We start from the raw sequence: 26,996 nt of genomic DNA, 5'->3' as shown, positions 1-26,996 counted from the left end.
TTTCTGAAGTGAAGGCGCTGCCGTGAACGCGCGATTTCTCCTGGCCTTTTTCGACTCGGTGTATGTGCTCGCGTTGACGGCCTGGGTGGGAAGCAACCTCTTCTTCTCCTTCGGCGTCGCTCCCCTTGTCTTTCAGGTCCTCAGCCCCGAGGCGGGGGCCAAGTTCGTCCGAGCCCTTTTCCCGCGATACTACACCTGGGGCGCGATCGCCGGGGCGATCGCTCTCCCTGCTTACCTGGGCGTCCCCCTGAGCTTCCAGGAGTTCCGCGGTCCGATCGTCGCCTTGCAGGCGCTGATGATCGTGGCCGGAACGCTCATCATGCTCTACGCGGCCAACTCCTTGACCCCGGCGATCAACGCCGCGCGCGACGCCGGCCCCACGGGGCAAGCGTTGTTCGACCGCCTGCACCGGCGCTCGGTGTGGCTCAACGTCGTTGTGCTCGCGGTCGGGATTATCCTCCTGATCGCCTTGGTCAATCGTCCTGAGCCCAGGACGGCCGGCATCGTCGAGCCCACGCCGCTGGAGCGAGCCCGCTCGGAGTACAAGCAGATGCGAATCCGCGAAGAAGCGAGTCGAACAACCCCGGCGCCTCGGCCGCAGCCCACCTCGGAACGTGGGCCGCGGTGAGCATGAGCGAGGCGCTGCGTTGCCGAGTCGGTCTGGCGGTAGCAGCGCTGCTTGTCGTAAACTTGGACTCTTGATCCTAAAACGGTTGGCGAATCTGGCCGTTCTGCCCGCCGCCGATAGATGCGACTGCCCAATCGAGGGTGCGACCGCAATGACGGCCGAAACGGACTCGGGAGCCACCCTGGCGCGACAATATCGCTCGGAACGATTGCTGAAGACGCTCGCCCCCTTCTCGAAGGTCGTCGTAGTGTCGCACGTCAATCCCGACCCCGATGCGCTGGCAAGCATGCTCGGACTCCGGGCCCTGATCCAGCACGCCCAGCCGGGCAAACCGGTCATCATGACGGTGGACGGGATGATCGCCCGCGCCGAAAACCGAACGATGGCCGAGAGCGTACCGATCCCCTTGGTGCGCGTCTCCGAGGTCACGATCGACGCCGGGACGGCCGTGATCATGGTCGACACCCAACCCCACACCGGCCGACGCGCGAGCGAGGCCGCGATGCCGCAAGTGGTGATCGATCACCACGAGACGGGGGGCGTCCTCACGGGCGTACTCTTCCGCGATCTCAGGCCCAACCTGGGGGCGACCAGCACAATGGTCACGGGCTACCTGCTCGAACAGAACGTCACCATCTCCCCACGGATCGCGACCGCCCTGCTCTACGGTATCGAGTCGGAAGTGGCGGGCTATCCCCGCGAGGCGGGGCCGCTCGACGACGGGGCCTTGGTCTGGCTCTACCCTCGCGCCGACAAGGACTTGCTCGCCAAGATCCGCAATCCGAAGCTTCCCCAAAGCCACTTCGCGACCTTCCAGCACGCGCTGGCGAACGCCTTCCTCTACCGCGACGTGGTCGTGAGCTGGTGCGGCGAAGTCACCCAGCCCGACATCATCGCCGAGCTGGCCGACTTCTTCGTGAGGTTCGACCAGGTGAACTGGGCGATCGCGATCGGCCACTTCGAGTCAATGCTCAAGATGTCGGTCCGGGTCAGCCTGCTGGGGGGACATTCGGGGGAAGTCCTCCGCGAAGTGGTCGAGGGCCTCGGCACGGCGGGGGGGCACGACAAGCGCGCGGGGGGGGCGATCCTGCTGCCCGACGCCCGGCCGGAAACCATCGACACGATGCTCAAGACGATCCGCCACCGCCTGCTGACTCGCCTTGGGATCGACGAACAGCAGGGCCGTCGCCTGCTCGAGGCCAGCCCGGTGATCCAGGCTCCTTGAAGTTCAACGCGCTCGCCCAGGAACACCGGGCCACCCCACCACCAAGTTCTCCCGAAAACGACACGGCCACCATCTCCTCAAATGGCCGACTCGAGCAGGAAGGATCGGCGGGCCTCGTATTCGCCATCGGCCGCTGGCCGGCGGTTGAGAAGCAGAGCATGGCCGATCCGGCTAGCGAAACCGAGCCGGGCCGTCGATAATTCACGCTTTTGGCTGAACCGGGACTCTCGGCTGTCCGTACCACATGGGCCATTCGACGTCGGGGTAACGATGCTCACAAGACTTCCACCCGGGACCTTCTTCGGGCAGTCGCGAGGTCGCGTCGAGGTCGCCGGACTGACGTTCGCCGAATCGGCGTACCCTGCGGGCTTCGATATCCCGGCACACGCTCATGCCCACGCGTTTTTCTACCTCGTGATCGAGGGCGCGTGCGAGGAAACGGCCAGGCACGTGACGAGCACCTGCGGCCCGTCCACCCTGGTGTTCCATCCGTCCGGTGAGCCGCATGCCAATCGATGGCCCGGGGCTGGCGGCCGGGCCTTTCACATCGAGATCTCCCAGACACGCGCCGACAACATCCGAGAACACTCGGTCGTTCTCGACGACCGAGTCGAGTTCCGTGGCGGCATGGCACCCTGGCTCGCCATGCGGCTCTACCGGGAATACTGCAGGCCAGACGGCGCCTCGCTTCTGGCCCTGGAAGGGATGGCTCTGGAGGTCCTGGCGGAGGCGTCCCGGCGGGAAGTCCCGGCCCCTGGGCGAACGGCTCCGCGATGGCTGAACCAGGCCCGCGAGCTGCTCCATGACCGGTTCGCGGAAAACCTGCCTCTCGGGATGATCGCCGCGACCGTCGGCGTCCATCCCGTCCACCTGGCCCGCACATTCTGCCGCCAGTTCGGCTGTTCTCCGGGCGAATACCTCCGTCGATTGCGCATCGAGATCACCTGCCAGAGGCTCGCCATGACCGACGCGCCACTGGCCGAGATCGCCCTTGCGGCTGGCTTCTCGGACCAGAGCCACTTCACGAAGACCTTTCGGCACTTCAATGGGATGACCCCCGGCGAATATCGCCGACGCCTGCGATCGCGCTAAGCGAATCCAACCGGATGTTCTGCCGACACAAGACCACTGGTGGTGGGGTTCCTAGAATCGTCGTCAGAGTGCCGCGCCCGCCGGGCGCCACGTTGAGAAGCCTCGCTTGCATCCGGAAAAGGGTGGTAACTTGCGATGAGATGCGCGATTCGAGTCTCCCTCCTCTTGGCGTTGGCCACGCCGGCCCTCGCCCGTGCCGACGCGGTCGACAACTACATTCAGAGCCAGATGCGGCGCCAGCACATCCCCGGCCTCTCGCTCGCGGTGGTCGTGGACGGGAAGGTCGTCAAGGCAAAAGGCTACGGCCTGTCGGACATCGAGACGGACACCCCCGCCACGCCGGAAACGGTCTACCAGCTGGCTTCAGTCACGAAACAGTTCACTGCGGCCGCGGTCTTGATACTCGTGCAGGACGGAAAGCTCAACCTGGACGATCCGATCCAAAAATTCATCGAAGGAACGCCCGACATCTGGGCAGGCATTTCCGTCGCTCATCTGCTGAACCACACCAGCGGCATCAAGGATTATCTCAACGAGCTGAACGCCAGATCCCTCGAGGAGATGACACCCAAGAAGATCGTCGACTTGGTCATCGGCCAACCACTGAACTTCGCACCGGGAGAGAAGTATTCTTATAGCAACACAGGCTATGTCATGCTCGGCATGATCGTGAACAAGATGAGCGGGATGCCCTACGACGTCTTCCTGACGGAGCGCGTCTTCAAACCGCTGGGGATGGACGCCACGCGTCGAAGCAGCCTCGACGTCATCCCCAATCGCGCCGCGGGATACACCTGGGTGGGCGACAGGTGGCAGAACAGCCCTTATCTCAATCCGACCCTCTGGGACAATGGCGACGGCGGAATGCTCTCCACCGTCCTCGATCTGGCGAAGTGGGACGCGGCACTCTACGGGGAAGCGATCCTGAACGAAGCCACCAAGCAAAAGATGTGGTCGCGCGGAACATTGAAGGACGGCAAGTCCATCAATAGCGGGTTCGGGTGGGGGCTGGATGAACTGCGCGGGCACCGGCTGATCGAGATGAACGGGAGCCGGCCCGGAACCACGACGAACCTCGCCCGCTACGTGGACGACAAGGTCACGGTCATCGTGCTTCTGAACTGTGACGCTGAGATAGGACGCATCAGCTGTGGGGTGGCACGGCATTTCATCCCTTCGCTCAATTTCCCCAAGCCGATCACGGAGGAGATCGCCCCCGCTCGGCTCGCCGCTTATACCGGCCGCTATGAGTTCGCGAACAATTTCATGCTCACCATCAACCTGGAAGACGGAAGACTGGTGGAGCGGTCCCCGAAACTCGCCGGCGGGTTCTGGTCGCCGGTTTCGGAAACGACGTTCCTCTCGGAGGATTTGCCGATCGAGATGACCTTCGACCTAGGCAGGCAGGGTGAAGTGGTCGGGTTGACCTGGAGATCCGACCTGAGAAAGAAAACGATACCCCGCATCGGTCCTCTCATTCACGATCTGAAGCCGCAAGCCGACCCCGACCCGGAGCGGACCGGCCGGGTTCGCGCCGCGTTGGAATCGTTCGCGAAGGGCGGCCAAGCCGTCGAGCAGGTGGAGAATCTGACCCCCGGTGCGAAAAAGGATTTCGGCCGTGGCGCCAGATCGGAGTTGGCGGGGCTCCAGAGCCTCACTTTCATCTCCCAGGAAAGTATCGGCGACCGTGGAATCGAGCGGCATGGGGAGAAAGTGGCTCATATCCTCTACTACAAGTTCACGACACCGAAATGCACACGATACCTCTTGGTTCACCTGACGGCAGGAGGTTTGCTTACGGACATGGACATCGTGGACGACTGAGAATCTGTCCCATCCCCGCACCTCGGCGAGCAGCGAGGGCGGAACAACGCCAAGAACGTCGATGGGTAGGACGCGGCGCACGGCCCCGATCCCGAGTCGCGGATCATGAAGACCGCGAACAATGGGGTGGGGCCAATGCGGCAACGCGCAGGCGATGGCCAATGAGTCTCAGATCATCCTGGCCGCCGACGTGACCGATCAGGGTAACGACTTCGCAAGTCTGCCACCCGAACGGCCCCCAGCCCTCATGGAAGCTCTCCCGGGGGCCGATTCGTCTTGGACAGGGGGCCGCGAGCGGTCAAGCGGGCCAGGCTCGCATCGCCGTCGCCGCGCAGGTCAGCCCTCAGGCCGGGAAGGTGATCACCGGCTTCTTGCGGACCGTGCCGTCATTGATGCGCCCGTAAGCCCCGACCGCCTGCTCCAGCGTCACCACCTCGAAGTCCGGGGGCGGGAAGCTCCCCTGCTCGATGCCCGGCATCAGCCCCCGGAGCACGGCCGCACTCTCGGCGAAGCCCAGCTTGAGCGTATCGACGCCGTAGATCCGCCCCTCCCGGCGGTAGAAGTCCACGAGGTCGAAGCCGACTCGCCCGTCGCCCGTGCTGGCGACGGCGACGTGCCGTCCCCGGTGGGTCAGGCACCGCAGACAGGGCTCGAACAGCGACCCGCCGACGACATCGAGGACCACGTCCACACCACGGCCCGCCGTCTCCGAGCGGACCGACTCGGGCAGGGAGCCGTCCCCCAGGTTGATGTACTGGTCCACCGGGAGGCCAAGGGCGGCGCCCCGGTCGGCCGGCTTGCGGACGGTCCCGAGCACCCTGGCTCCCTTCCAGTGGGCAATCCGGGCCGCCGCCCCCCCGACGGCCCCGGTCACACCGGTGATCAGGACCGTCTCGCCCTCCCGGAGCCCGGCGGCGTCAATGACCGCCGCCCAGGCGGTCATGTAGGCCAGCCCGAGCGCCGCCGCCGCCTCGGGGGCCAAGCCGTCGGGCCGCACCAGGACAGCCTCGGCGGGCACGACCAGGTACTCGGCGTGCGAGCCGTCCCGACGGAAGCCCAGGTCTCCCCCGGTGCCGAAGACCTCACGGCCGACCCATTCGGGCGGCCCGTCCTCCACCATCCCGGCGAAGTCCCGCCCCGGCGTCCGAGGCACGGTCGTCATCGCCATCTTGCCGAGGACATTCTTCACGTCGCTGGGGTTGATCGCAGCGGCCCGGACCCGAACGAGCACCTCGCCGGGCTGAGGCTTTGGCCGTTCCACCTCGGCGAACGTCAGGCAGTCCAGCGAGCCCGTGTTGTCGAAACAGAGCGCTCTCATATCCCCGACTCCCATGAGGCCGTCTCACGCCCTCTGCCAGAGAATCTCCCGGTCCGTGCCGTCCCGGGGCCGTAGCGAGAGCTTGTCGTTGTAGAACTCGTAACTCCGCTCCAGGAGGTCGGAAAGGTCGCCCGGACGGAGTTGCCCTTCGAGATGATGGCGAACCAGCCGGTTCTCCGTGTCCACCTCGTAGCGTCCGAAGTAGGCGAGGTAATCGGGGCGGCCCTCGGCGTCGCCGGCCCGCACTCGTCGGGCGATCTGCACGGCCATCACGCCCGTCTCGGAGTACATGATGTAGCCAACGGCATCCTCGCCGAAGGGGTAACGCCGCACACCGCCCGGCCCGTGCTCGACCGAGTGGACCAGCCGCCACGCCCCCACGATTGCCTTGCGGGGGTCATCCGTCGTCGCCATGTCTGCCTCCTACGGGAGTGGTGCCCTGGGCGTCGTCGAGACGCCCGGCCGGAGTTGGAAGTCGTAGTGCAGGTGGTATCCGTCGCCGTCACGCTCGAACCGGCCGAGCATGTTGGCGCCGGAGGTGAACACCACGTCGGAATCCACCATCTCGCCGCCCTCGACAAAGACCTGCGTGATCAGCGTCTCGTAGCCGGGGTGCGAGACGATGAAATGGATGTGGGCGGGCCGGTAGGGGTGCCGTCGTGCGACCCGCAGCAGGTCGCCGACAGGCCCGTCGATCGGCACCGGGTAGGGCGTGGGCATCAGGGCAACGAGTTCGTAGGTGCCCGCCTCGTCGGCGTGGAACTGGCCCCGCAGGTTGTAATCGGGCTGGGCGGGGTCCTGGTTCTCATAGAGGCCGTTGGTCGCCGCCTGCCAGGTCGAGAGCGTAGCTCCGGCGATCGGTGCGCTTGTCGTCAGGTCGTAGACCCGCCCGGTGATGCGCACCCGGTCGCCTGTCGTGTCGGGGCTGGCGATCGACTCGCCCCTGGCCCGGACCGGGGCGTTGGCCCGGTAGAAGGGGCCGACCAGGGCGAAGCCGACCGCCGAATCAGGCCGATCGTGGTCGATCACCTCGATCAGTTGGCTGAGGCCGAGGACGTCGGCCAAGAGGAGGAACTCGTTACGCTCGGGGCCGGTGACGGCCGCCATCCTCGCCATGAAGTCCCAGGCGAACTCCCACTCCGGCTCCGTGAGCCGGACCTCCTTGACCAGGGCGTGCAGATGCTGGATCAGGGCCGCGACTACCTCTCGCAGGCGGGGATCGGCGATCTGCGAATACGCCCCGACGGCCCGTTCGGTGATCGAATCTCCGGTGTTGCGTCCCAACATGCCTCACCTCCGATAAGCCCCAGCCCCGATCGGATGGACCAGGTACCGGGCCGACGTGACGGCCGCCATGATTCGCCGGCAACACATCACAATAATTCACACATCTTAATTTTACTCATTTTTCTACCGGAGCCCACTATCACTCACCGGTCGTTCTCCGGCGGCGGGCCCCCGCGCAATCGTCCCAGCGCGGGTCGCGTCGAGCCACCCGTCCACAGCCCGCCGGATCAGGGCCGACGCCGGCGGCGTACCGTCCACAACCCAGATCCAGAGCAGGAGATCGCGCATCGTCGTTGCCTCCAGGTGCGGGGAGCATCGCCGGTCCGATCGCGGATCGCCTCGAGGTCTGCGGTGCTTGCTGCCCCAAGAAGTCCCGCGAAAAATGGCGGCGGCCCCCTTCATCGTAATCTCGCGACGGATGACGGGGGCCCGACCCGCTATCTTCGGCCCGGTCAGCTCACCGATGCTCAATCCAGGGCAAGGATTCGCCCTCCGAACCAGGGCGCTCGAGATGGGCACGGAGCTGCCCCAGGTTCTTGTCCACCGCGTACCCCAGGTCCTGCGATTGTTGCTCGTCGGCGCGTCACTCTGCTCCGTCGCACGGATCAGACGGTAGATCTCCTTCTGCAAGATCGTGACACGATCGAGCAGGAGTTGGATCGATTCGTTGTCAGTCAGGTAGCCCGCCGGCATCTCGGAGATCGTGGTCGTGCGCGCGATGGTCGAGTAGCGGCCATCCACGCTGGACTGCTGACCGTGTCCGCCTTGCCGGTCGCCGTGTAGGTGTAGGTCGTCAGATTCCCCAACGGATCGAGCTGGTCTCCACCCAGCCTCGCCGTGTGTAGGTCATCGTCGTGATGCGGTTGAGCCGGTCGGCAAGCTGGATCACCTGGCCTTCGGCGTCGTAGGTCGTGGTCATCAGCCGGTTGAGCGCGTCCTTGACGACGGTTAAACGGTTCAGCTCATCGTAAGGAATAGGTCGTGGTCCGGCTCAGCGGATCGGCGACCGTGCGCAGATTGCCGTAGCCCGGCCAGTGCAGGCCCCCCCTCAAGGGCCAGACGGGCGGTCTGGTGGATGACTGCCGGGGTGATCGTACAATACTTCGGCGCATGGCGGGATCTCCTGCTCAAGTTCTTTTCAAACCCGAGTTTGGGAACCCCCATGCGCCTCGTCACCCTCTCTTTGAAAGTGCTGTGCCGGTCGTGGTTCCAGTTACGGCTGCCAACTCAATCGAGGCGGAACGGTTCGAGTGTGGTGGCCGACGAACCGACGGTCACTTTCGGGGCTGTGTCCGGGTTCGCGTACCTTCCCTTCCAGACATCAAACTCAGTGTCCAGCCCCCGTTGATCGGCTCCCGGTCGCAACAACTCGAACGTGACCGAATACTCGCCCGGCGGCGCCCCGTCCACGGGGGCCGCGGTGCTCAAGATGAACCGGCCGCCCTTGCCGGTCACCCCGTTCGGGGTGAACTGCATGTCGAATTTCGGGTGGAGTGTCACCTTCACCCCTTCGGCCGGCTTGCCCTTGAACAGCACCGTGCCGGACGTCGGCACGGTTCGAGGGGCCGAGAGGCCTCCGCCACACCCGACCACCGCCGCGCATACGAGGGCGACCAGCACGACGCGATTAGTATTCACCGATCACCTCGCCGCCGTTGCGGCTCCCGAGCGCCTTGTAGGTGTTCATGTTGATGGTCTGTTTGATGAACTTCACACTCCCGTCGCAGAGCAGGAAGTTGCATCCGCCGGGGTGCATACTGCGGAACGAGTAAATCGGACTCTTATAAAGGATGTCGCGCAGGGCGGCCGGATCCGTGATGTTCCGGTTGTAGTACGGGCCGGTCAGCGTGTTCATCGGCACGGTGGTGCGGCCCTCGCTGTAGTAGTCGCCGCCGCTGGACCCCCAGGCGATCGGGCCGCCCGACTCCACCGGCGTGCTGCCGATGGACACGCTGTTCACCGTCGTCGTGGTGTACCCCTTGAGGTTGTTGTGCATCTCGCCGGCGGCGATCGTGTTGGACAGGCCGTCGGTGATGCTCTGGAAATTGATCCTGTACGTGCTGTCAGGCTGCCACCAGGTCGGGTCGGCGATGTGCCTGGCCGCCAGCGTCTGGCCGGTGGCGTAATCCAAGCCGGCGTCCATCTTCGAGATGAACACCCAGTCAGAGGGCGTGAACCCGTACGGCTGCCCCGGTTTGTAGATGTCGCCAGCCTGGGCGGGGGAGTGGACGTCGCAGTTGCCGCGGTTCCACCCGTAGCTCGCGTAGTCGGCGAACACCGGGTTGAGCGGCGGCGGCATGGACGGGCACAGGAAGACCTTCAACGGGGCGTTGGCCAGTTGGGCGTTGGTCAGGCTGCCGGACACCGGGGGGACGGTGGAAGTCGCGGCGAGGTTGAGGTTGAACTGGTTGTAGAGGTTGCCCTGCTCGAGGTACGGCAGCAGCTCGAAGGCCACCGGGTAGTGGCGAAAGCGGTAAAAGATGTTCTGCATGCCCGGGTTGGTGTCCTCGGAGCCGCCGCCGCAAAAGCTCATGTTCGGTAGCGTCTGCTGGATGTCGTGGATGGAATGCACGGCGAGGCCCATCTGCTTGAGGTTGTTGGTGCACTGGGCACGCCGGGCGGCCTCGCGAGCCGCCTGCACGGCCGGCAGCAGCAGCCCGATGAGCACCGCGATGATGGTGATGACCACCAGCAACTCGATCAGCGTGAAGCCAAACCGGCGTCGTCGAAGGGACCTCGTCATTGCAAGCACCTTTCTGCGGTAAGGGATGAAGCCAAACTGCGGTCGGTCGTGCTCAGGCGCATCGGGTTCGTCGGTCATCGCCCGCTTCGTCGTGTCGGCCCAGCAGCATTTCCAGCCCCGGCGGAACGAATCCAGGTCGAACGGCTTCGCCACGTCGCCCCGAATCGGCCCGGGCCAGCGCGGCGGCCCCGTCGGCGGCGACGAGCGGCTGCCCGCCGAACCCCCGCACCTCGCGCAAGGCTGAAGCAGATGGCCTCCTCGTCGTCGACGATCAGGACCACGGGGGGTCGCAGCGGTTGTTCGGGGAGCATGGCCGGCCTGTCACTTTCCCTGGGTGTCACGTATCCGCGGCAAGGACCAACCGCCGTCCGGGGGGGCCGCCCGGAGCGGAACCTCGTTCGTGCCGGGACCGACGGTGACGCGCCAAGGGGACTTGGCCGGGTCGGCGTAGCGCCCCGTAAACCGGTCGTGCGCCACATCATCCACGCACTCGTCCCGCAGCTGCGAGTCGTCTGGCCAGACGACGGTGACGGCGTACTCGCCGGCGGGGGCGCCGTCGCCGGCCGCGTAGGTCATCAGTCGGTAGGTGCCGTCCGGACCGGTGCTCGCGACGGGCAGGGCCGTCTGCGAGCCAGCCTGGTCGAGCGGGTGGAAGGCGACCATCGCGTTCGCCACCGGCTGGCCGCTGACCGTAAGCGTTCCCGCGACGGGGTAAACGGCTGCCTTACGGGGGCCGCCGCACCCGACCAGGCAGGTGAGGAGGACAGCGTGGACCGACCGGGCGTCAAGGAGTACGCAACGCATCGGCGTGACACCTCGGTTAGGCATAACTTCATAGCAACTCCCGTGTCGATGCGGCAACCGGGATGAGATTGAGCGGAAAGGCTCCGCCTGCAAATCACTCACTGCTGAGGCCGGCAGTTGCCTGGTGGCCGGGCATTGCAACCAGCATGCCAAGCCGTTTCGTGCGGTTTTCGCCGTCGATTCGCGGGCGCATAGCTTCGCAGGCGGTCAAATTTTCGCCACTGGTGGTGATGCGGTCGCCACTGCAGGCCACGGGAATTGCCGGTTGGACGGCAAATAGGGCTAGTGTTCTTGAGTCGGAAATCCGTTCAATAACCTTGCGCCCTGGCCGGTCGGCCGTTCCGTATGATCCTTTTCGTGATGAGAGTATGCTTCATTTGTGTTGATTCTCTGACTTCGTGACCCGCGTTGCAGTCATTCGACGGAGGAAGTCATGTCCCATTATGAGGAATACGATGTGGTCGTCCTGGGCAGCGGGGCGCCCGGCAAGCTCCTGGCCTGGACGCTGGCCTCACAAGGGAGACGCACGGCGGTCGTCGAGCGGCGATACGTCGGCGGCTCCTGCCCCAACATTGCCTGCCTGCCGAGCAAGAACGTAATCCACGGCGCCAGGGTGGCCAGCTACTTCCGCCGCGGTGCCGAGTTCGGAATCACCAACGGCGACTGGAAGGTCGATATGGCCGCCGTCCGCGACCGCAAGCGGAAGATGGTGGCCGGGCTGGTCGCGTTCCACCTAGAGAAGTACCGGGAGAGCGGTGCTGAGCTCGTCATGGGCGACGGTCGCTTCATCGCGCCGAAGACGATCGAGGTGACGCTCAACGCGGGCGGGACCCGAACGCTCCGTGGTCAGACCGTCATCATCGACACCGGGTCACGAGCCCGGATGGACGACACCACCGGGCTCGCGGAGGCTCGCCCGCTGACCCACGTCGAGGCCCTGGAGCTGGACCAGCTCCCGGAACACCTGATCGTCCTCGGCGGCGGCTACGTCGGCCTCGAACTGGCGCAGGCGTTCCGACGCTTCGGCAGTCGCGTGACCGTCGTCGAACGGAACGGCGCACTGATCCACCGCGAGGACCCGGACGTCACCGACGCGATCGAGCATCTCTGCCGTGACGAGGGGATCGAGGTTCTGACCCGGACCGCCGTCGATCGCGTCGAGGGGCAATCCGGCGAGTCCGTCCGCCTCCACACGGGCCACGGTGGGATCGAGGGGACGCACCTACTCGTCGCCGGGGGACGCACGCCGAACACCGACGGCATCGGCCTGGAGAAGGTGGGGGTCGAGACGGACGGAAAAAGGCACGTCAAGGTTGACGAGCGGCTCCAGACGACCGCTGAGGGTGTCTGGGCGGTGGGCGACTGCGCCGGCAGTCCGTACTTCACGCACATCGGCGAGGACGACTTCCGCGTGGTGCTGGCCAACCTCACCGGCGGGGACCGGGTGACGACCGGCCGGCAAGTGCCGTTCTGCCTGTTCACCGACCCGGAGCTGGCCCGCGTCGGGCTGAGCGAGCGGGAGGCCCGGGAGCGCGGCGTCGGCTACCGTCTGGCCAAGGTCCCCATGGAGGCCGTGTTTCGAGCCCAGACGCTCTCCGAAACGCGGGGTTTCCTCAAGGCTCTGATCGAGGAAGGGGGCGACCGCATCCTCGGGTTCACCGCGTTCGGGGCCGAGGCCGGCGAGGTCATGGCCGTCGTCCAGGTCGCGATGCTCGCCGGCCTGCCCTACACAGCGCTGCGGGACGCAATCCTGACCCACCCGACGATGGCCGAGGGACTCGCCGGCCTGTTCTCGTCGGTGCCGCGGGGATGACGTCCGAGCTGACCGGAGTCGCCAAAGGCCGCGGCGGGCGGGCGAACCGAGAGCGCGCCTACTGCGCAGATCGCACACCGCTGAATGGACGGACACGCTTGGCGTTGACGGACCAGCTCTCGCGACGGATCATTGCCGCCGGCTTGCGGTGGCCGGAGGTCGGCCACCGCGCGAGCGCACGCCGAAGTCGCCCCTCATCGGCGGCCGGCACGGTACAGGCGGACTGGGTCGTCGGCCGCGAGCGTCAGGACGACCTGGGCCTTGAACCGAGGCGTGAAGGATCGGCGACGGCGATTGGGCATCGGAAAACACTCTCGGAAGGGCCTGTGCTTTCGGCAATCCTGTCTAACATATAAATTTTCATCTTCGTTATATCCCAAACGAAGGAAGCAAATCTTGTCCCATCAAACGGCTCTCGTACTCGGCGCTACCGGCGGCGTTGGCGGAGAGGTGGCCCGCCGCCTCCTCGCCCGAGGCTGGACGGTCAAAGCGCTCAACCGCAATCCGGACCGGCTTTCCTCGGCGGAGAAAGCTTCGGGCATCCATTGGGTCCAGGGGGACGCGATGTCCGCAGCCGATGTGGCAGCGGCCGCGAACAGCGCCTCCGTCATCGTCCACGCGGTCAATCCGCCCGGCTACCGCAATTGGGGCGAACTGGTGCTGCCGATGCTGGACAACACGATCGCCGCCTCCCGCGCGACTGGTGCACGGATCGTCCTACCAGGCACGGTCTACAATTTCGGGCCGGACGCCTTTCCCGAACTACACGAGAACTCGCCACAGCATCCGGTCACCGTCAAGGGCGGCATTCGGGTGGAGATGGAGCGCCGGTTGCGTGCCGCCGCTGATGCGGGCACGCCGGTCCTGATCGTCCGCGCTGGCGATTTCTTCGGCCCGAAGGCAGCCAATAATTGGTTCTCTCAAGGTCTCGTGAAGCCCGGCAAACCGTTGACCGCAGTGAGCTATCCGGGCAAACGGGGCGTCGGCCATCAATGGGCCTACCTGCCCGATGTCGCCGAGACGATCGTGCAACTTCTGGAGAGAGCGGACGCGCTTGAGACCTTCGCGATCTTCCACATGGAAGGGCATTGGGATGCCGACGGCACGCAGATGATCGCGGCGATCCGCGAGGCGAGCGGCAACCCGGGCCTCATCGTGCGTGGGTTTCCCTGGCTGCCAATGCGGATGCTGTCGCCTTTCGTGCCGCTATTCCGCGAATTGGCGGAGATGCGCTACCTGTGGACCACCCCGACCCATATGGGCAATGCGCGGCTCATCAAGGTCCTCGGCACCGAACCCCGCACGCCGCTGAATATCGCGGTCCGCGAGACCTTGGCTGGCATGGGATGCCTGCCCAACGCGTTGGCGCAAGGCTGACCGATTGCGCAAGGACCGCACACAAATGCGGGGCGGCCTCTGAAACGAGGTCAGGAGCCGGTGAGGACCACCGGATCGGCTCCTCTCCTATTAACTTAACGCATGGAGGAGCACATCCTGCACACGCGATCAACCTTGCCCGGTGGCTCGTCGTCGCGGTACATTGATGGAGTGGTCGGGACGTCGAAATGATCCTGAATGTATCGGGATTTTCACGGCCGGGGGATTGTGGCGAGATGAAGCATTCCCCCCAGGTTCCGTCGCTCGAAGTCTTCATGCTGGGCTTGGTGGATTTCGAGGACATCCAGCAACTCCAGCGTCGCCTCGTCTACGAGCAAGGGGAACGAGGAGGTGCCTCGCTCCTGCTCTGCGAGCATCCTCCCACCATCAGCGTCGGCCGGTCCGGGAGCCGGGCTCATCTCGTCCCGGACGATGAAGGGTTACGCTCGCTCGGGATCAAGGTCCATTGGGTCAATCGGGGCGGCGGCTGTATTTTTCACCTGCCCGGCCAACTGGCCGCCTACATCGTCCTCCCCCTCGAACCCCTGGGCCTCAACCTGAGCCGCTATATTGACGGGCTCAACGCCACGCTGCTGGACGTCCTCCAAGAGTTCGAGCTCCGAGGCAAGATTCATCCGGGGGTCGACGGGGTCTTCATCGATCATTCTCGGGTCGGCACCGTGGGCGTCGCGGTCAACCGCTGGATCGCCTACCACGGCCTGACCCTGAACGTGGGCGCCTTTCTTGAACCCTTCGGCCTGATCGACGAGCCCGGCTTCGGCCCTTACCCACTCCGCCAGACGTCCATGGAGTCGAGACGACAACGTCCGGCCCCGATGCCGAAGGTCCGCGAGGCCCTGATCCGCCATTTCGAGACCCGGTTCGGACTCGAGCGGCATCACATCTACACGCACCACCCATTGGTCCGCCAGAAGGTTCGTTCCCATGTCTACGCTGAAAGCTCCTGACGAGCGTACCGCCCTGCCGATCCTGCCCGTCCTGGCGGCCGGCGCGGAGATCGCCGAGCCCACGTCGGCTCCGCGGCGCCGCCTGCCCGACTGGCTCAAGCGGCCGATCCCGGAGGCGGGGGGAACCTATTTCACCAAGGACCTGGTCGGCGAGCTCGGCCTCGAAACGATCTGCGAAAGCGCCCGCTGTCCGAACCGGTCCGAGTGCTGGACCCGGCGAACCGCCACCTTCATGGTTCTGGGCGAGGTCTGCACCCGCCCTTGCGGCTTCTGCGCCGTGCCGCGCGGCCGCCCCGAACCGGTCGCCCTCGATGAGCCCGACCGCCTGGCCGAAGCCTGCGCTCGGCTCGGCCTGAAACACGTCGTCATCACGTCGGTGACCCGCGACGACCTGCCCGACGGCGGCGCCGATCACTTCCGCCGCTGCATCCTGGCGGTTCGCGAGCGCACCGGCGCGACGATCGAGGTCCTCGTCCCCGACTTCGACGGCCGGACCGACTCGATCGACATCGTCCTCTCGGCCAACCCCGAGGTGTTCAACCACAACCTCGAGACGGTCGCCCGACTCCAGCAGCACGTCAGGCGCAAGAGCCAGTACGCCGTCAGCCTCAAGGTGCTCGACCACGCCCGGCGCTCACGCCCCGACGTGCGCACCAAGAGCGGCCTGATGCTCGGCCTGGGCGAAACGACCGAAGAACTCTTCGAGACCTTGGCCGACCTCCGCGCAGTCGGCTGCGATTTCCTCACCTTGGGCCAGTACCTCCAACCCTCCCCCCGCCACCTGCCCGTCCTCCGTTACCTGCCCCCCGCGGAATTCGACGAACTGGGTCGCCTGGCCCGAACCCTCGGCTTCGCCGAGGTCGCCAGCGGACCGTTCGTACGGTCCAGCTACCATGCCGACGAGATGGCCAAGATGGGAGCGAGAGTCTGACGGCCACCCATCCAAAGGGGTTGATCCTGGGTCGATTGACCGGAAAACCCCTTCCGACGAATTGGCTTTTCAACCTCGACAAGGGTGGCCGTACGTCGTCAGGGATTTTCTCACCGACAACACGTGATCGCGCAGTCAGTGCCAAGAGCCCCTATCGCAGGCGGCCTCTTGGCACTGACTGCGCCGGTCGGCGATGGATCAAGTCGCCGAAGCAAGGAAGGTCATCCCCCTGGGACCGCGGACGACCGGCCCGCTCTCGAATCACCTTCTATTTAAATACAATCAAATAAAAACAATTACGGGCGGGGTGCCCACGGTCCCAGAAACAATCAAATCAGGACAGAGCGGATTACAAGCTCATCGCTCGCATTACAAAAAAACACAAATACACTCACGTCAGCAAAACATTTATTTACCATAAAACCATTCTTGTCATCCATGCTTTTCGCCCCAATCATGCATCGCCATGAGCACGGGTTCGAGTTGCTTGCCGACGGCCGTGAGCGAGTATTCCACCATCGGCGGGATCTGCGGGTAGACCTTGCGATGGATCACACCGCAAGCTTCGAGCTCACGCAGTTGCTTGGTGAGCGTCCGGGCCGAAACCCCTTTCAGCGCCCGGGTCAATTCGCCGAACCGCTTGGTGCCGCCCAGGAGGTGGTGGAGGATGAGCACCTTCCATCGCCCGCCGATGGCCCGGAGCGTCGCTTCGACGGGACAGCTCACCTCTTTCTTCACAGCCTTCTCTTTGCCCGTCGCCATTTCAGGCTCCTCAGTATCCTGGAGGATACTCTCTTACAAGAGTGCCCGTTCTTGATCTTTTGCCAGTAGCGATGTAGAAGTCAAGGAGTCCGACGCACATTCACCCGGCCCCGCCCCCTTGGGAGCAGAAAGCCATGGCCAACGCGAACAAGTGGATGATCGACCCCGATGATGCCGTGATGTTGCTGATCGATCATCAAAGTGGGCTGTTCCAACTGGTCAAAGATATCGAGCTTCCGACACTTCGCTCGCACGTGACCGCACTCGCGAAGGTGGCCCGTCTCGCCAAGATCCCGACCTTCACCACGGCCTCGGTCCCCGATGGGCCGAACGGGCCGCTAATCCCCGAAATCCATCAGTCGAACCCGGACGCAATCTATATCCCGCGAACCGGCCAGATCAACGCCTGGGACAACCCGGCCTGGGTGAAGGCGATCGAGGAAACCCAGCGCAAAACCCTTCTCATCGCCGGCACGCTCACGAGCGTCTGCATGTCGTTCCCCACGCTCAGCGCCCTCGTCGCTGGCTACAAGGTCTTCACCATCGTCGACGCCTCCGGCAACTGGAGCAAAATGGCGACCGACCTGACGGTCGCCCGCGTCGCTCAGGCCGGCGCGATGCCGATCGACACCTATGCCGTCCTCGCCGAACTCATGGGGACGTGGAATCGGCCCGATGCAATGGACTTCGCAGACGTCATGGTCGACCATATCGTCCCGCCTTATCGGGCGCTGATGGAAAGCTATGATAAGGCGCAGAGCGTGCAAAAGGTCGGGCGGGAAACCAAGCTGGACCGCCTTGAAACCGCCGAAGCAAAGAAATGATCGACGACACGAAGGGGAGCATGATGGTGAAACTGATCGGACTGTCCGGCAGCCTGCGACGAGGCTCGTTCAACACCGCGCTGCTGCGTGCGGCGGGGGAACTGTTGCCGGCTGGAGTCGAGTTGTCCGTCCACACGATCTGGGGGATTCCGCTCTACGACGCGGATGCAGAAGCCGCCGAGGGCATCCCCCTGGCAGTGGCCGGCCTGAAAGAGGCAATCGCCGCGTCGGACGGCCTGCTCCTCGCCACACCGGAGTACAACAATTCGATCCCGGGGCCGTTCAAAAACGCGATCGACTGGCTAACTCGCCCGCAAACGGACATCAAACGGGTGTTCGGCCGCAAGCCGGTGGCAATCCTCGGCGCAAGCCCCGGTGGATTCGGCACAATCTTGAGCCAGGACGCCTGGCTGCCCGTGCTCCGTTACCTCGGAACCAAACCCTGGTTCGACGGCCGGCTCCTCGTCTCACGGGCGGGCGAAGTGTTCGACGCCTCGGGCGCAATCACCGACGACAAGGTTCGCGAGCAGCTCAAACGATTCGTCCACGGCTTCGTCGAATTCGTCGGCACACCGACATCCCAGGAAACGGCCCTCCCGGGGCAATAACGGCAGTATCACCTGGGTGTGATCGCTCGCGGCTGGACGCAATCCGCAGTCACAAGGAGAACGGACATGAAAACGCTTGTCGCTGTCAATCGCGATGCGGACACCCATTGGGTCGGCAACGGGTTCCCCGTCCGTACCCTCTTCTCGCCCCAGACCCTCGGAGAGTGGATCAGCCCGTTCCTGATGCTGGACTACGCCGGCCCGGCCGAGTTTCCGCCGTCGGACGAGCCGCGTGGGGTGGGCGAGCACCCGCACCGCGGGTTCGAGACGGTGACGATCGTGTACCAGGGCGAGCTCGAACACCGCGACTCGGCCGGCAACCACGGGAAGATCGGCCCCGGCGACGTGCAATGGATGACGGCCGCGTCCGGGGTCGTGCATGAGGAGTGGCACGAACAGGCGTTTACCAAACAGGGCGGCGTCCTGGAGATGGTCCAACTTTGGGTGAACCTGCCGGCGAAGGACAAGATGTCGCCGCCTCGCTACCAGGAGATCCTCAGCCGGCAGATCCCGGTCATCGATCTCGACGGGGCTGGGACCGCACGGGTGATCGCCGGTGAGTTCCGCGGAACGAAGGGACCAGCCCAAACGTTCACGCCGCTCAACGTCTGGGACGTCCGGCTCAAGGCGGGCCATCGTACGGACCTGGAATTCCCGGCAGGGTCCACGGCCCTCGTCCTGGTCCTGAAGGGAAAGGCCATGATGAACGGGACGGAGCCGGCTGACGAGGCCGACCTCGCGGTCTTCGATCGTGAAGGGGGGGCGGTCACCGTCGAGGCGCAAGTAGACTCGACCCTCCTCGTCATGAGCGGAGAGCCGATCGACGAGCCGGTCGTCAGCTACGGACCGTTCGTGATGAACACCCAGGCGGAGATCCGCCAGGCGATCAGCGACTATCAGAGCGGCAAGATGGGACACCTCGCCGCCCCGTCATGAGCCCAGAATGCCACCAGAGGTACTTCCGGCTCGTTCGCCGTCGCCCGGCCGGCCCAACCATCCTTACAACCAGAGGTCGGGGAGCCTGAGGGAAATACAGTCGGGCCGGCCAAGCGACGGGTCGGGGCTCGGCCAGCCCGAAATGGAGAAGAGTCCTGACGCTGAGCCCCACAGGCTCAGGCAACGGGCCGATGCTCAGTCACGGCCGAAGCGGAACAGGCCCCGGCGCGGCGGGGCCGGGGTGCCGTCCGCCATGCGCGGGGGAGTCGAATCGCCGCCGACCATGGGGGGGAAGGCAAGGGGGGCCTGGCTCGCTTCATTCGTTGCCACCGGCCGGAAGACCGGCGGCGTGCCGGTGAACTTGGAGCTGCTGCCGTTGGTGGCGTCGAGCGCGCGGACATTCGCCTCGGTGACCAAGGGATTGTGCCCCTGCCAGCGGCTCTCGGCAACCTCCAGGATGTTCAACGGAGCAAACATCGCATCGCCGCCCACGGCCATCCAGTCGCAGAGGTCCACGGCCGTCTCATCCACCTCGCCGTCAGCTCCGTATACAAGAATATACTCGTAAGTATTGTGTCGCGGCTTCGCATCCTGATCGTTCAGGTTCGAGCCCGTGTTGGCGAACAACTCCAGCTCGATCCGGACCCGCCGCGCCCCCGCGCCTGGGACAACGTGGAATCTGGCGGTGTATTTGCCGACACCGTGGTTCCAGACCTCGTCCTGCCCACCGGTGGGGGGGAACGCGCGCAGGTTCGCCAGCAAGGCCTGCTTGCGGGCACGAATGTGCCGTTCGAGCATCGCGTGGAACCGGGGAACGTACAGGTCGCACGGATCGGAACCGGGCCGCGGCGGGCCGGCCGGGATGTTGTTGGCGTTGTCACCGATCCGATGGTTCAGGTGATTCTCACCTAACTCGGCCCAGAGTGCCTTCAGCTCATCTCGCGACAGTCCGGAACCCGGCGCCGGTCGCGGCTCATCCAACATGATCGAGGCGATAGCGCCCCCGAGGCAGTGCCCCGGCCAGCGCTGAATGCCCTGGGTCTGGCTATAGGCCGCCTCCCAACTCCGCGCCGAGAGTCCGAAGAGCTGGTCGTACTTAAGCAAGGGCGCGGGGGTCTGATACGGGACGCCGTCGGCCCCAAGGAAGGTCAGGTCGTCATAGAGGTTGGGGAACCAGGTCGAGGTGTCGCCGGGCGCTGGTCGACTCTCCAGCAGGCCGTTGGGGCCAGGGAGGATGATGTCCTGCCCCGGGGCGATCGGAGCACCGTAGGCGGCGACCATGATGTCGTCGCCGGCCGGGCTCATGGTGTCGACGCGCCCGTTCCCGCCGGACCAGGGCTCGTGGATCGAGTCGCCCTTCGTCGGCCAATAGTAGTAATTCCAAGGCATCCGCGTCGCCTGCCCGACCTGCACGAAGGCCGTCTCGACTGCATATGACTTGCCCGGCTCTGTGCCGGTGACTTTGAATGTGTACCAGCCATGAGCGTCCGCCCCGCCGACCTCTTGGCCGTTGACGCGTGGCCGGCCGTCAGGGCCGGTCAGCGCCTCGATAGTGCAGGTGCCTGCCCTGACGGCAAGCATGCCACCGTGCCGGGTCGGGACGTAGACGCCGTACGACTGGTCACCGGTCTGGCCGCCCAAAATGCCGCCAAGAGGGACCGGCCGGACCGCCTCTGCCGCCACAACCTGCCGGGTCGACGGGGTCGACGCCAAGAGGGCGCAGGCCATCGCGCCGCAGAGACTGATACCGATTCGCATGCCGCCTCCCGAGGATGAGAAGAGATTCCATTCCCCCCTATCCTCACCCGGGCCAATCGTGGATACACGGCCCGAGCGGAGTGATGGGGATCGCGGCTCCCTCCCATCACAAGTCCGGTGCCGAATGTGCGACGAAACGCACGCATGGAGCGGCAGACCGCATCGAGATCCTTGTCGAGCCCGAGCTTGCGCTGTTGCGACCAAGTCCCCGCATGAGGCATCGGGGCAACCGTCCATGGCCACTGGCCGTCATTCCCATGGTTGCTGGACGACCACAGTGATCGCCCAACGACCATCCCCGCAATCACAATACCCCCTACAACCCGCACACAGTTCCAGTCAATGCACGTCATGTGCCACCGAAAGTGGCGATCCCAGACAAGACTTTGATCGATTCACGCCCCAAAACCATCGTAGAACGTTCCCCAACAGCCCGCCACACAACCGGCACAAACCAAATATTCTGCGCAGCAATGCAAAAACCGAGGCGTGGTGCTCCACGCCTCGGTTTCATTTCCTTTCAGCACCACATCCTCAGGCACTCACATTCTCAGGAATCGACGTGGCGTCCGAACGAAGAGGGGTGTCATCGCCGATTGGCTCGCCCCGAAGGCGTTGGTTCCGCTGTAGGCTGCGAGGACACTTCCCTTCGGGCGTGGTCCTCTGACCTGGACGTTGAGTTCGGCGACGCCGTTGACCAAAGGCACCTGTTGCGCCGGGCCGCTCGGACCGAAGAACGTAATCGTTCCACCGGACGGGATGCTCCCCACCTGGTTCGGTGACACGCGGGCCGTGATCTTCGCGTACTGCTTGCGACGTTGACGAAGCAGTTCGACCGTGACCGTGGTGCTGGTCCCCACCTGGTTGATGGCCGTGTGAATGCCACCGCCATTGTCCGTCGGCGTCGGCGTGGGGGTCGGCGTCGGCGTGGGGGTCGGCGTCGGCGTGGGGGTCGGCGTCGGCGTGGGGGTCGGAGTCGGCGTCGGTGTTGGGGTCGGAGTGGGCGTCGGCGTCGGCGTGGGGGTCGGCGTCGGCGTCGGCGTCGGAGTCGGCGTCGGCGTCGGTGTTGGAGTGGGTGTCGGAGTCCCTGATTCACCGGGTGAGGGATTCTGGACGTTCACCGTGATCGGCGCCGACCGGCTGAGGGCCCGGTTCGCCGTGCCGTTGAAGTTGGCCGTAATCGTATGCGATCCCGCGGTGAGGACCGGGATCGTCAGGCTTGCCGAGGATCCGACGACGGTTTCGGTGCCGAGGATCGTGGTTCCGTCGAGGAAGGTCACGGTTCCGCCGTTGGGGGCCGGGCTGACCGAGGCCGTCAGGGTGATGGGCACGCCGACCGTCGTCGACGCGGCGGAACTGCCCAGGGTCGTGGTCGTGGCCGCAGCGACGGGCGTGACGCCGGTCACGGTCTGGATGACCGGGGTCGAGATCCCTTGCGGATTCCCCTCGGTGCCGACGTAGGAGGCGGTGATCGAGTGCGTACCGATCGCGAGGTTCGTCAGAGTCAGGGAGGCGGCCCCGTTGGCGAGCGCCACGGTTCCGAGTGGGGTCGCCCCATCAAGGAATACGATCGAACCGCCGACGGCCGGGCTGACTGCGGCGCGAAGAGTGACCGCCTGGCCTTGCAGCGAGTTGGGATTGCTGCTGGTGAGCGTGGTCGCGATCGCGACGCGATTCACCGTGATGTTGCCCAGCGCCGAGGGCCCGGCCAGGCCGTTGGTCGTACCGTCGCGGGAGGCCTGTGCGCTGAAGCTGCCCACCCCGATGAAACCATTGTCCGGGGTGAACTTCAAACCCGCAGCCGCCTGCTGAATGGTGATGAAGTCGTTGTTGCGGATCGGGGTGACGCCGTCAGCCTGATAGAGGGTCCCGTGGGAGATGTTGGTGATCTGGAAGCTGGAGACATTCCGCGGCCCGTAGGGCGTGGGCGTGAGCACCAATCCCGAGTTCGTCTGCTGGTTGAGCACAGTATACGACGAGCTGAGGAGCGGCCGGTTATTGATCGACCGGACGTCGATCGTCGTGCTGTCGCTCTTCGAGAGCGCCCCGCCCAGGCCAGGGCCGTCCAGGCTGGTCGTATTCAGAGTCAGCGTGGTGATGCCGGGGAAGGGGTTGGTCGGCCGATAGGTCAACCCATTCAATGCTGTGTTCAGTTGCGAGAGCGTCCCCGTGTAGCTCAACGCGGCGGTGCCGTTGCCGGTGCCACTCAAGCCTTGCAGGCCGGACAAGGTGAGCGTCCCGCTGTTCACCGTCAGGTCGATCTTAAACGTATTGTCGGGCCGGAACGGATTGGCCACGGCGATCAAGTTGCCCTTGGCGTACGAGAAAACCAGGGGCTGGTCCTGGTCGAGCGATTGGGAGCCGGGCAGCATGTTGACGGGCGCCGCGTTCGGACCCGAGAAGGCCGACGTATTGCCCAACGGGTCGGTAACCGTCGCCGTCACAACCGATTTGCCGGCAACCGGGGTGAACGAGAACGACACCGGCGCGTTGCCGGCCGCGTCCGTCTCCACGGTAACCGCCCCGACGAACGTGTCTCCCTGGGCCCCGGGAGACGAGGCCGCGCTGGCGAAAAACTCAACGCGGTAATTGCCCGTATTCGGCACTCCTCGCACGGTTCCCGTGACCGTGACGTTGCCGGCGTCGGCCACCGACGTGATCACGGGGGCCGCCTGAAGGGCGTTGGGAGCGACGTCGCCTACCCTGGGATCCAGCAAGATACCCGGCCCGGCATTGCTGGCGATCGTGTTCGCGGTGATCCGGTTCCGGTCGGAATTCATGATCCCGATCGCAGGGCCGTTATTCGCAACCAGCGCGTTCGAGGCAATTGTATTGTCGTGGGAGTGGTCGGAGATCTGCACGCCCGTCCCACTGTAGGCGATCATGTTGCCCTGGCCGGGCTCCGAACCGCCAATCTTCTGGTTCGATCCCGTGATCCGGATCGCGGTCCCGTTCGGCGCGGGGGTCGTGCCGTCACTCGCGGTTCCGAACTCGTTCCCCTGGACGACGATGCCGTTGCCCTGCAAGGTAAGAGCGGTGCCCGAGAAGCTGTGGAAATCCAGCCCCTTGACCGTCGAATTGGCCGCCAGGATCGTCAACCCGTCCGCCGCGCCGGCCGCTCCTGAGAGGGCCACATCCGGGGCGGCCGGATCGCTCGTGCCGTCGATGGTTACCGGCGTGGTCACGACCGGCAGCGGGGTAGCCAGCGCGATCGTTCGCTGCGTGGCCTCGAGGTTGAACTGGATCGAGTTGGGCTGTCCCGAATCGGCATTTGACTGCGTGATGACATCACGCAACGTCCCCGGCCCGGAATCCGCGGGATTGGTGACGGTGAACGTCGAAAGGAGAAGCCGCGAATCGAGCGACTCGATGCGAGGCCGGTAGTCCTTTTTGGGCAAACGCTTCGAGGGGAGAGAGTTTAAGCCCTGTCGAGCGAGCCGACCGAGGAAGGTCCGTCGAGCCATGGACTGGCCTCCTTGCCTGATAATGACCGCTGCATCCGTGCCGGCGGCCATGAAGAGAAATGCCCGGAATGGGCTGATTCCCGACCCCACTCAAGCCGGCTCCCCCCCGCCATCCGAAGACGCAAAGGGTATTTAAGACCGTCGACGGCCGCCAAACGGCCGCTTCGATGGAGCGAAAGTCGAGACGGGATAAGCTGAGACAAGCTGAGATGTGAGTCGTCGAAGCTGTTTGGTAACAACCTGCTTCGTCATGTATTGACCGTTAACAAACTACAACAGTTGAGAAAAACCGTCTAGCCCAGATCAGGAGCCTCGTCCAGCCCGAAATGGACTTCGCTCCAGCAATTGATCAACCTTCCGAAGTCGCGGGCCATGCCAGCCCAATCTCTGACACCCCACATCGCCTTCGCTAACCACCAACTTCTCGGCCACGTAAAGACGAGCAAGCCCCGCGTCCGCTCCACGTATAGCCAGCCATGCCTTTCGGCCGGGCCAGGCCTCCAGTCAGGGTGTCTTGCCGACGGTAAGCACGCTGTTGTTGAAAAAGCCGGCCTGGCGCCAGTTGGCGGGGTCGTGGCGATAGTTCTTACCGTCTTGAACGTACTTGTATTCGTAACGGCCTGGCGGCAAAGGAATCGTCACCGTGTAGAGCCCGTCGGAGCCGGGTCCGTCGAGCGGCTGGACGGGAGAGAAATCCTTGTTGAACGTGCCCGCGAGCTGGACCCGCTTCGTGCCCGCAGGGGGGCGGTGGCGGAACGTGACGTCGAAATTGCCATCGTCGCGAGGGGTCGCCGAAGGGGCGGGGACACTCAGGTCCTGGTAACCGAGCGTCACGTCCATGTAGCCGACCAGCATCTCGTCGTTCGTCTGCTCGCCGAAGGTGACGAGCCGCGACGGGTCGGGGTTATTCGGGTTGTCGACCGAGTTGTCGAACCGGGCCAGGCAGCGCATGACCGTCCCCTCCGGCATCGGCTTGGGCTCGTCGAGGACGTAGGCATTTTGCCAATCGAATTCGTAACGGGGCACGTCGAGAAGGACCTCGCGCCGGCCGTCCGGATACTCGGCTTCGTAGCGGAACGACTTGCCCCGGAGGTGCATGTGAGGCAGGAGCGCGTAGAGGATGTAGTCTTGATTGAAGCGGTGCTCGGCCGTGGCCGGGTAGTCGGCAGTCTTCGGAGGGATACGGAACTCGTAGTTGATGGCGATCGCCGAGGTCATCCGCTTCCGGACGGTCGCCCGGTCGGCGAACGAGAGGCCGATCCGGCTGCGATCGGTCTGGGGCGTCCCGCGCGGGGTGTAATGAACCTGCACCAGGAGCTTCGCCCCCGCCGGGATCACCTTGGCCGTCCCCTCCGGAAGGATACGCGGAGGCATCCCCGGGGAGTACATCGCGATGATATCGTGGTCGAGCGGGTTCCCCGACGATTGGCCAGGAGGGAGGGCGTAGACAACCAGATGATGCACGACCGCCGGGTTCTGAGGCCGCACCTGTGAAGCCTTGACCCAGATGTCGTGGTCGAGCTTCAGGTCGATCGTGAAATTCTGGTAGGGAAGAACGCCCGACGCGGGCACTTCGACGGCCCTCGGCAGTTCAACGACCAGATCGGGTTCCGGAATGCGCCAGCCGGCGGCGTGGGGGGACGGAGCGGGCGGCTCGACCGGGTTACCTCGAGGAGCGCCGTCGGCGGCCCAGGCAGCAATCGCAGCTTTCTCCTCGTCGGTCAGGCGGGCCTCGTTACGGAACTTCCCGTGGTCGGGGCTGGCGTGCCAGGGGGGCATCCGGCCCTCGCGAACAACCTCGGCGATCGAGTCGGCCCAGCCGGCGGCCTCCTCGTACGAGGTCAGGGCAAACGGGGCGATTTCACCAGGGCGGTGGCAGACCACGCAGCGGTCCCGCAACACCCGCGCCACCTGCCCCGAATACGTCACCGAGCCCTTCCCCGGCGGACGCGCCCGGCCGATCCGACACCCCACGGCTGCCGTCGTCGGGGTGGACACCTCGCGCCCGGCCAGCAGTTCCCCGAGGGCGACGGCGAGGTCCCGGCGCGTCGGCGAGGGCCGGTGAGCGGCCTGGGTAAACTGGTCGTCGACCCGACCCCGATACCGGACCTTGCGGGCCTCGTCGAGCACGACGACTTCGGGCGTCCGCTCAACCCCGAGGCGGTCGGCCAGCACGTTGCCGGCGTCCTTGAGAAACGGAAACGAGAGCTTGTTGACGTCCGCGAACCGGCCCATCGCCGTCAGGCCATCCTGCCGGTTGGCGTCGACGGCAAAGAACGCGACCCCCTGTGGCCCAAACTCGCCCGCGAGCTCGGCAAGCGTCGGCGCATAGCGATTAGCGACCGGACAGTCGACCCCCAGGAACGCGAGCACGATCAGCTTGCGGTCACGGACCTCGTCCGACGCATGCCAGGCACCTCGGAAGTCCTGGAGCCGGAACGAGACCTCAGGCGGAGACTCGCCCCACGCAACCGAGGCCAACCCGGCCACGACAACGAGACAGACACCAAGACACGGCAGAATCGATCGGCCTTGTGTGAGCATGGCTGGCAAAACTCGTCGGGTCGTCGGAATCGGCCTGGATCGACGCCATCCTGCCACAACTGTCAGGGCCAAAAAAGGGGCCGCTCTCGA

The 26,996-nt window shown here is 65.1% G+C and carries 25 protein-coding genes; 12 read left to right on the top strand and 13 right to left on the bottom strand.

The genetic code is table 11. From position 1 onward, the window contains the following. Positions 1-22 precede the first annotated feature (22 nt). From SINAC_RS18495 to SINAC_RS18475, 5 genes are all read left to right on the top strand, one after another. Positions 23-628: a DUF4149 domain-containing protein gene (locus SINAC_RS18495; RefSeq protein WP_015247139.1), complete on the top strand. Its 606-nt coding sequence runs from the start codon at positions 23-25 to the stop codon at positions 626-628. 151 nt (positions 629-779) lie between these two features. Then, positions 780-1,853, top strand: coding sequence for a DHH family phosphoesterase (locus SINAC_RS18490; RefSeq protein ID WP_015247138.1), 1,074 nt, complete (start codon positions 780-782; stop codon positions 1,851-1,853). Then, on the top strand, positions 1,850-2,053 hold the full coding sequence (locus SINAC_RS18485) for a hypothetical protein (RefSeq protein WP_020467298.1): 204 nt from the start codon (positions 1,850-1,852) through the stop codon (positions 2,051-2,053). The genes SINAC_RS18490 and SINAC_RS18485 overlap by 4 nt, the downstream gene beginning before the upstream one ends. A gap of 70 nt (positions 2,054-2,123) precedes the next feature. Further along, positions 2,124-2,945, top strand: a complete 822-nt coding sequence (locus tag SINAC_RS18480) for a helix-turn-helix domain-containing protein (RefSeq protein WP_015247137.1) — start codon at positions 2,124-2,126, stop codon at positions 2,943-2,945. A gap of 135 nt (positions 2,946-3,080) precedes the next feature. Continuing rightward, positions 3,081-4,769 (top strand): serine hydrolase, encoded by a 1,689-nt coding sequence (locus SINAC_RS18475; RefSeq protein ID WP_015247136.1) that lies wholly within the window; start codon positions 3,081-3,083, stop codon positions 4,767-4,769. Between the two features lie 343 nt (positions 4,770-5,112). Here the strand turns inward: SINAC_RS18475 and SINAC_RS18470 are convergent, their stop codons facing one another. From SINAC_RS18470 to SINAC_RS38005, 9 genes are all read right to left on the bottom strand, one after another. After that, on the bottom strand, positions 5,113-6,087 hold the full coding sequence (locus SINAC_RS18470; RefSeq protein ID WP_015247135.1) for a quinone oxidoreductase family protein: 975 nt from the start codon (positions 6,085-6,087) through the stop codon (positions 5,113-5,115). Positions 6,088-6,111: 24 nt separating this feature from the next. Further along, on the bottom strand, positions 6,112-6,501 hold the full coding sequence (locus tag SINAC_RS18465) for a lipocalin-like domain-containing protein (RefSeq protein ID WP_015247134.1): 390 nt from the start codon (positions 6,499-6,501) through the stop codon (positions 6,112-6,114). 9 nt (positions 6,502-6,510) lie between these two features. Next, positions 6,511-7,374, bottom strand: coding sequence for a dioxygenase family protein (locus tag SINAC_RS18460; protein ID WP_015247133.1), 864 nt, complete (start codon positions 7,372-7,374; stop codon positions 6,511-6,513). Positions 7,375-7,497: 123 nt separating this feature from the next. Next, positions 7,498-8,115, bottom strand: a complete 618-nt coding sequence (locus SINAC_RS18455) for a ferritin family protein (protein ID WP_015247132.1) — start codon at positions 8,113-8,115, stop codon at positions 7,498-7,500. A 52-nt stretch (positions 8,116-8,167) separates the two neighbouring features. Further along, the gene (locus SINAC_RS38875; protein WP_020467296.1) at positions 8,168-8,293 is read right to left on the bottom strand and encodes a hypothetical protein; all 126 of its coding nucleotides are present in this window, start codon (positions 8,291-8,293) and stop codon (positions 8,168-8,170) included. Between the two features lie 43 nt (positions 8,294-8,336). Next, complete coding sequence (locus tag SINAC_RS18450; protein ID WP_154673877.1) at positions 8,337-8,486, bottom strand: hypothetical protein; 150 nt, start codon at positions 8,484-8,486, stop codon at positions 8,337-8,339. A gap of 115 nt (positions 8,487-8,601) precedes the next feature. After that, the gene (locus tag SINAC_RS18445) at positions 8,602-9,012 is read right to left on the bottom strand and encodes a peptidase associated/transthyretin-like domain-containing protein (RefSeq protein ID WP_015247131.1); all 411 of its coding nucleotides are present in this window, start codon (positions 9,010-9,012) and stop codon (positions 8,602-8,604) included. Then, positions 9,002-10,117, bottom strand: a complete 1,116-nt coding sequence (locus tag SINAC_RS18440; RefSeq protein WP_154673897.1) for a DUF1559 domain-containing protein — start codon at positions 10,115-10,117, stop codon at positions 9,002-9,004. Before SINAC_RS18440 ends, SINAC_RS18445 begins: the two co-directional genes overlap by 11 nt. 321 nt (positions 10,118-10,438) lie before the next feature. Further along, positions 10,439-10,921 (bottom strand): hypothetical protein, encoded by a 483-nt coding sequence (locus SINAC_RS38005; RefSeq protein WP_015247129.1) that lies wholly within the window; start codon positions 10,919-10,921, stop codon positions 10,439-10,441. A 433-nt stretch (positions 10,922-11,354) separates the two neighbouring features. On the opposite strand from SINAC_RS38005, the gene SINAC_RS18430 reads away from it, so the two are divergent. The 4 genes from SINAC_RS18430 (at position 11,355) to lipA (ending at position 16,010) form a co-directional block, all read left to right on the top strand. Further along, on the top strand, positions 11,355-12,734 hold the full coding sequence (locus tag SINAC_RS18430) for a dihydrolipoyl dehydrogenase family protein (protein ID WP_015247128.1): 1,380 nt from the start codon (positions 11,355-11,357) through the stop codon (positions 12,732-12,734). Between the two features lie 396 nt (positions 12,735-13,130). Further along, the gene (locus SINAC_RS18420) at positions 13,131-14,111 is read left to right on the top strand and encodes an SDR family NAD(P)-dependent oxidoreductase (RefSeq protein WP_015247126.1); all 981 of its coding nucleotides are present in this window, start codon (positions 13,131-13,133) and stop codon (positions 14,109-14,111) included. A gap of 236 nt (positions 14,112-14,347) precedes the next feature. Beyond that, positions 14,348-15,079 (top strand): lipoyl(octanoyl) transferase LipB, encoded by a 732-nt coding sequence (gene lipB, locus SINAC_RS18415; protein WP_015247125.1) that lies wholly within the window; start codon positions 14,348-14,350, stop codon positions 15,077-15,079. Continuing rightward, the gene (gene lipA / locus SINAC_RS18410) at positions 15,057-16,010 is read left to right on the top strand and encodes a lipoyl synthase (protein WP_015247124.1); all 954 of its coding nucleotides are present in this window, start codon (positions 15,057-15,059) and stop codon (positions 16,008-16,010) included. The genes lipB and lipA overlap by 23 nt, the downstream gene beginning before the upstream one ends. Before the next feature lie 432 nt (positions 16,011-16,442). On the opposite strand, the gene SINAC_RS18405 is transcribed toward lipA, so the two are convergent. Next, a complete protein-coding gene (locus SINAC_RS18405) occupies positions 16,443-16,772 on the bottom strand; it encodes a winged helix-turn-helix transcriptional regulator (protein ID WP_015247123.1) in 330 nt (109 codons plus the stop codon). A 134-nt stretch (positions 16,773-16,906) separates the two neighbouring features. Here SINAC_RS18405 and SINAC_RS18400 point away from each other — a divergent pair, with 134 nt between their 5' ends. The 3 genes from SINAC_RS18400 (at position 16,907) to SINAC_RS18390 (ending at position 19,140) form a co-directional block, all read left to right on the top strand. Further along, on the top strand, positions 16,907-17,596 hold the full coding sequence (locus SINAC_RS18400) for an isochorismatase family protein (protein ID WP_015247122.1): 690 nt from the start codon (positions 16,907-16,909) through the stop codon (positions 17,594-17,596). After that, on the top strand, positions 17,593-18,204 hold the full coding sequence (locus SINAC_RS18395; protein WP_015247121.1) for an NADPH-dependent FMN reductase: 612 nt from the start codon (positions 17,593-17,595) through the stop codon (positions 18,202-18,204). The genes SINAC_RS18400 and SINAC_RS18395 overlap by 4 nt, the downstream gene beginning before the upstream one ends. A gap of 66 nt (positions 18,205-18,270) precedes the next feature. Continuing rightward, on the top strand, positions 18,271-19,140 hold the full coding sequence (locus SINAC_RS18390; protein WP_015247120.1) for a pirin family protein: 870 nt from the start codon (positions 18,271-18,273) through the stop codon (positions 19,138-19,140). Positions 19,141-19,335: 195 nt separating this feature from the next. Here SINAC_RS18390 and SINAC_RS18385 read toward each other — a convergent pair whose 3' ends face one another. From SINAC_RS18385 to SINAC_RS18375, 3 genes are all read right to left on the bottom strand, one after another. Beyond that, positions 19,336-20,898 (bottom strand): hypothetical protein, encoded by a 1,563-nt coding sequence (locus tag SINAC_RS18385; RefSeq protein WP_015247119.1) that lies wholly within the window; start codon positions 20,896-20,898, stop codon positions 19,336-19,338. Between the two features lie 542 nt (positions 20,899-21,440). Then, positions 21,441-24,362: an Ig-like domain repeat protein gene (locus SINAC_RS18380; RefSeq protein WP_015247118.1), complete on the bottom strand. Its 2,922-nt coding sequence runs from the start codon at positions 24,360-24,362 to the stop codon at positions 21,441-21,443. Between the two features lie 504 nt (positions 24,363-24,866). Further along, positions 24,867-26,906, bottom strand: coding sequence for a redoxin domain-containing protein (locus tag SINAC_RS18375; protein WP_015247117.1), 2,040 nt, complete (start codon positions 26,904-26,906; stop codon positions 24,867-24,869). Between the last annotated feature and the right edge of the window lie 90 nt (positions 26,907-26,996).

It is taken from the genome of Singulisphaera acidiphila DSM 18658, from assembly GCF_000242455.2.
GTDB lineage: Bacteria > Planctomycetota > Planctomycetia > Isosphaerales > Isosphaeraceae > Singulisphaera > Singulisphaera acidiphila.
Note: the sequence above shows the minus strand (reverse complement) of the source record. Positions and strands in the feature narration are given on the sequence as shown.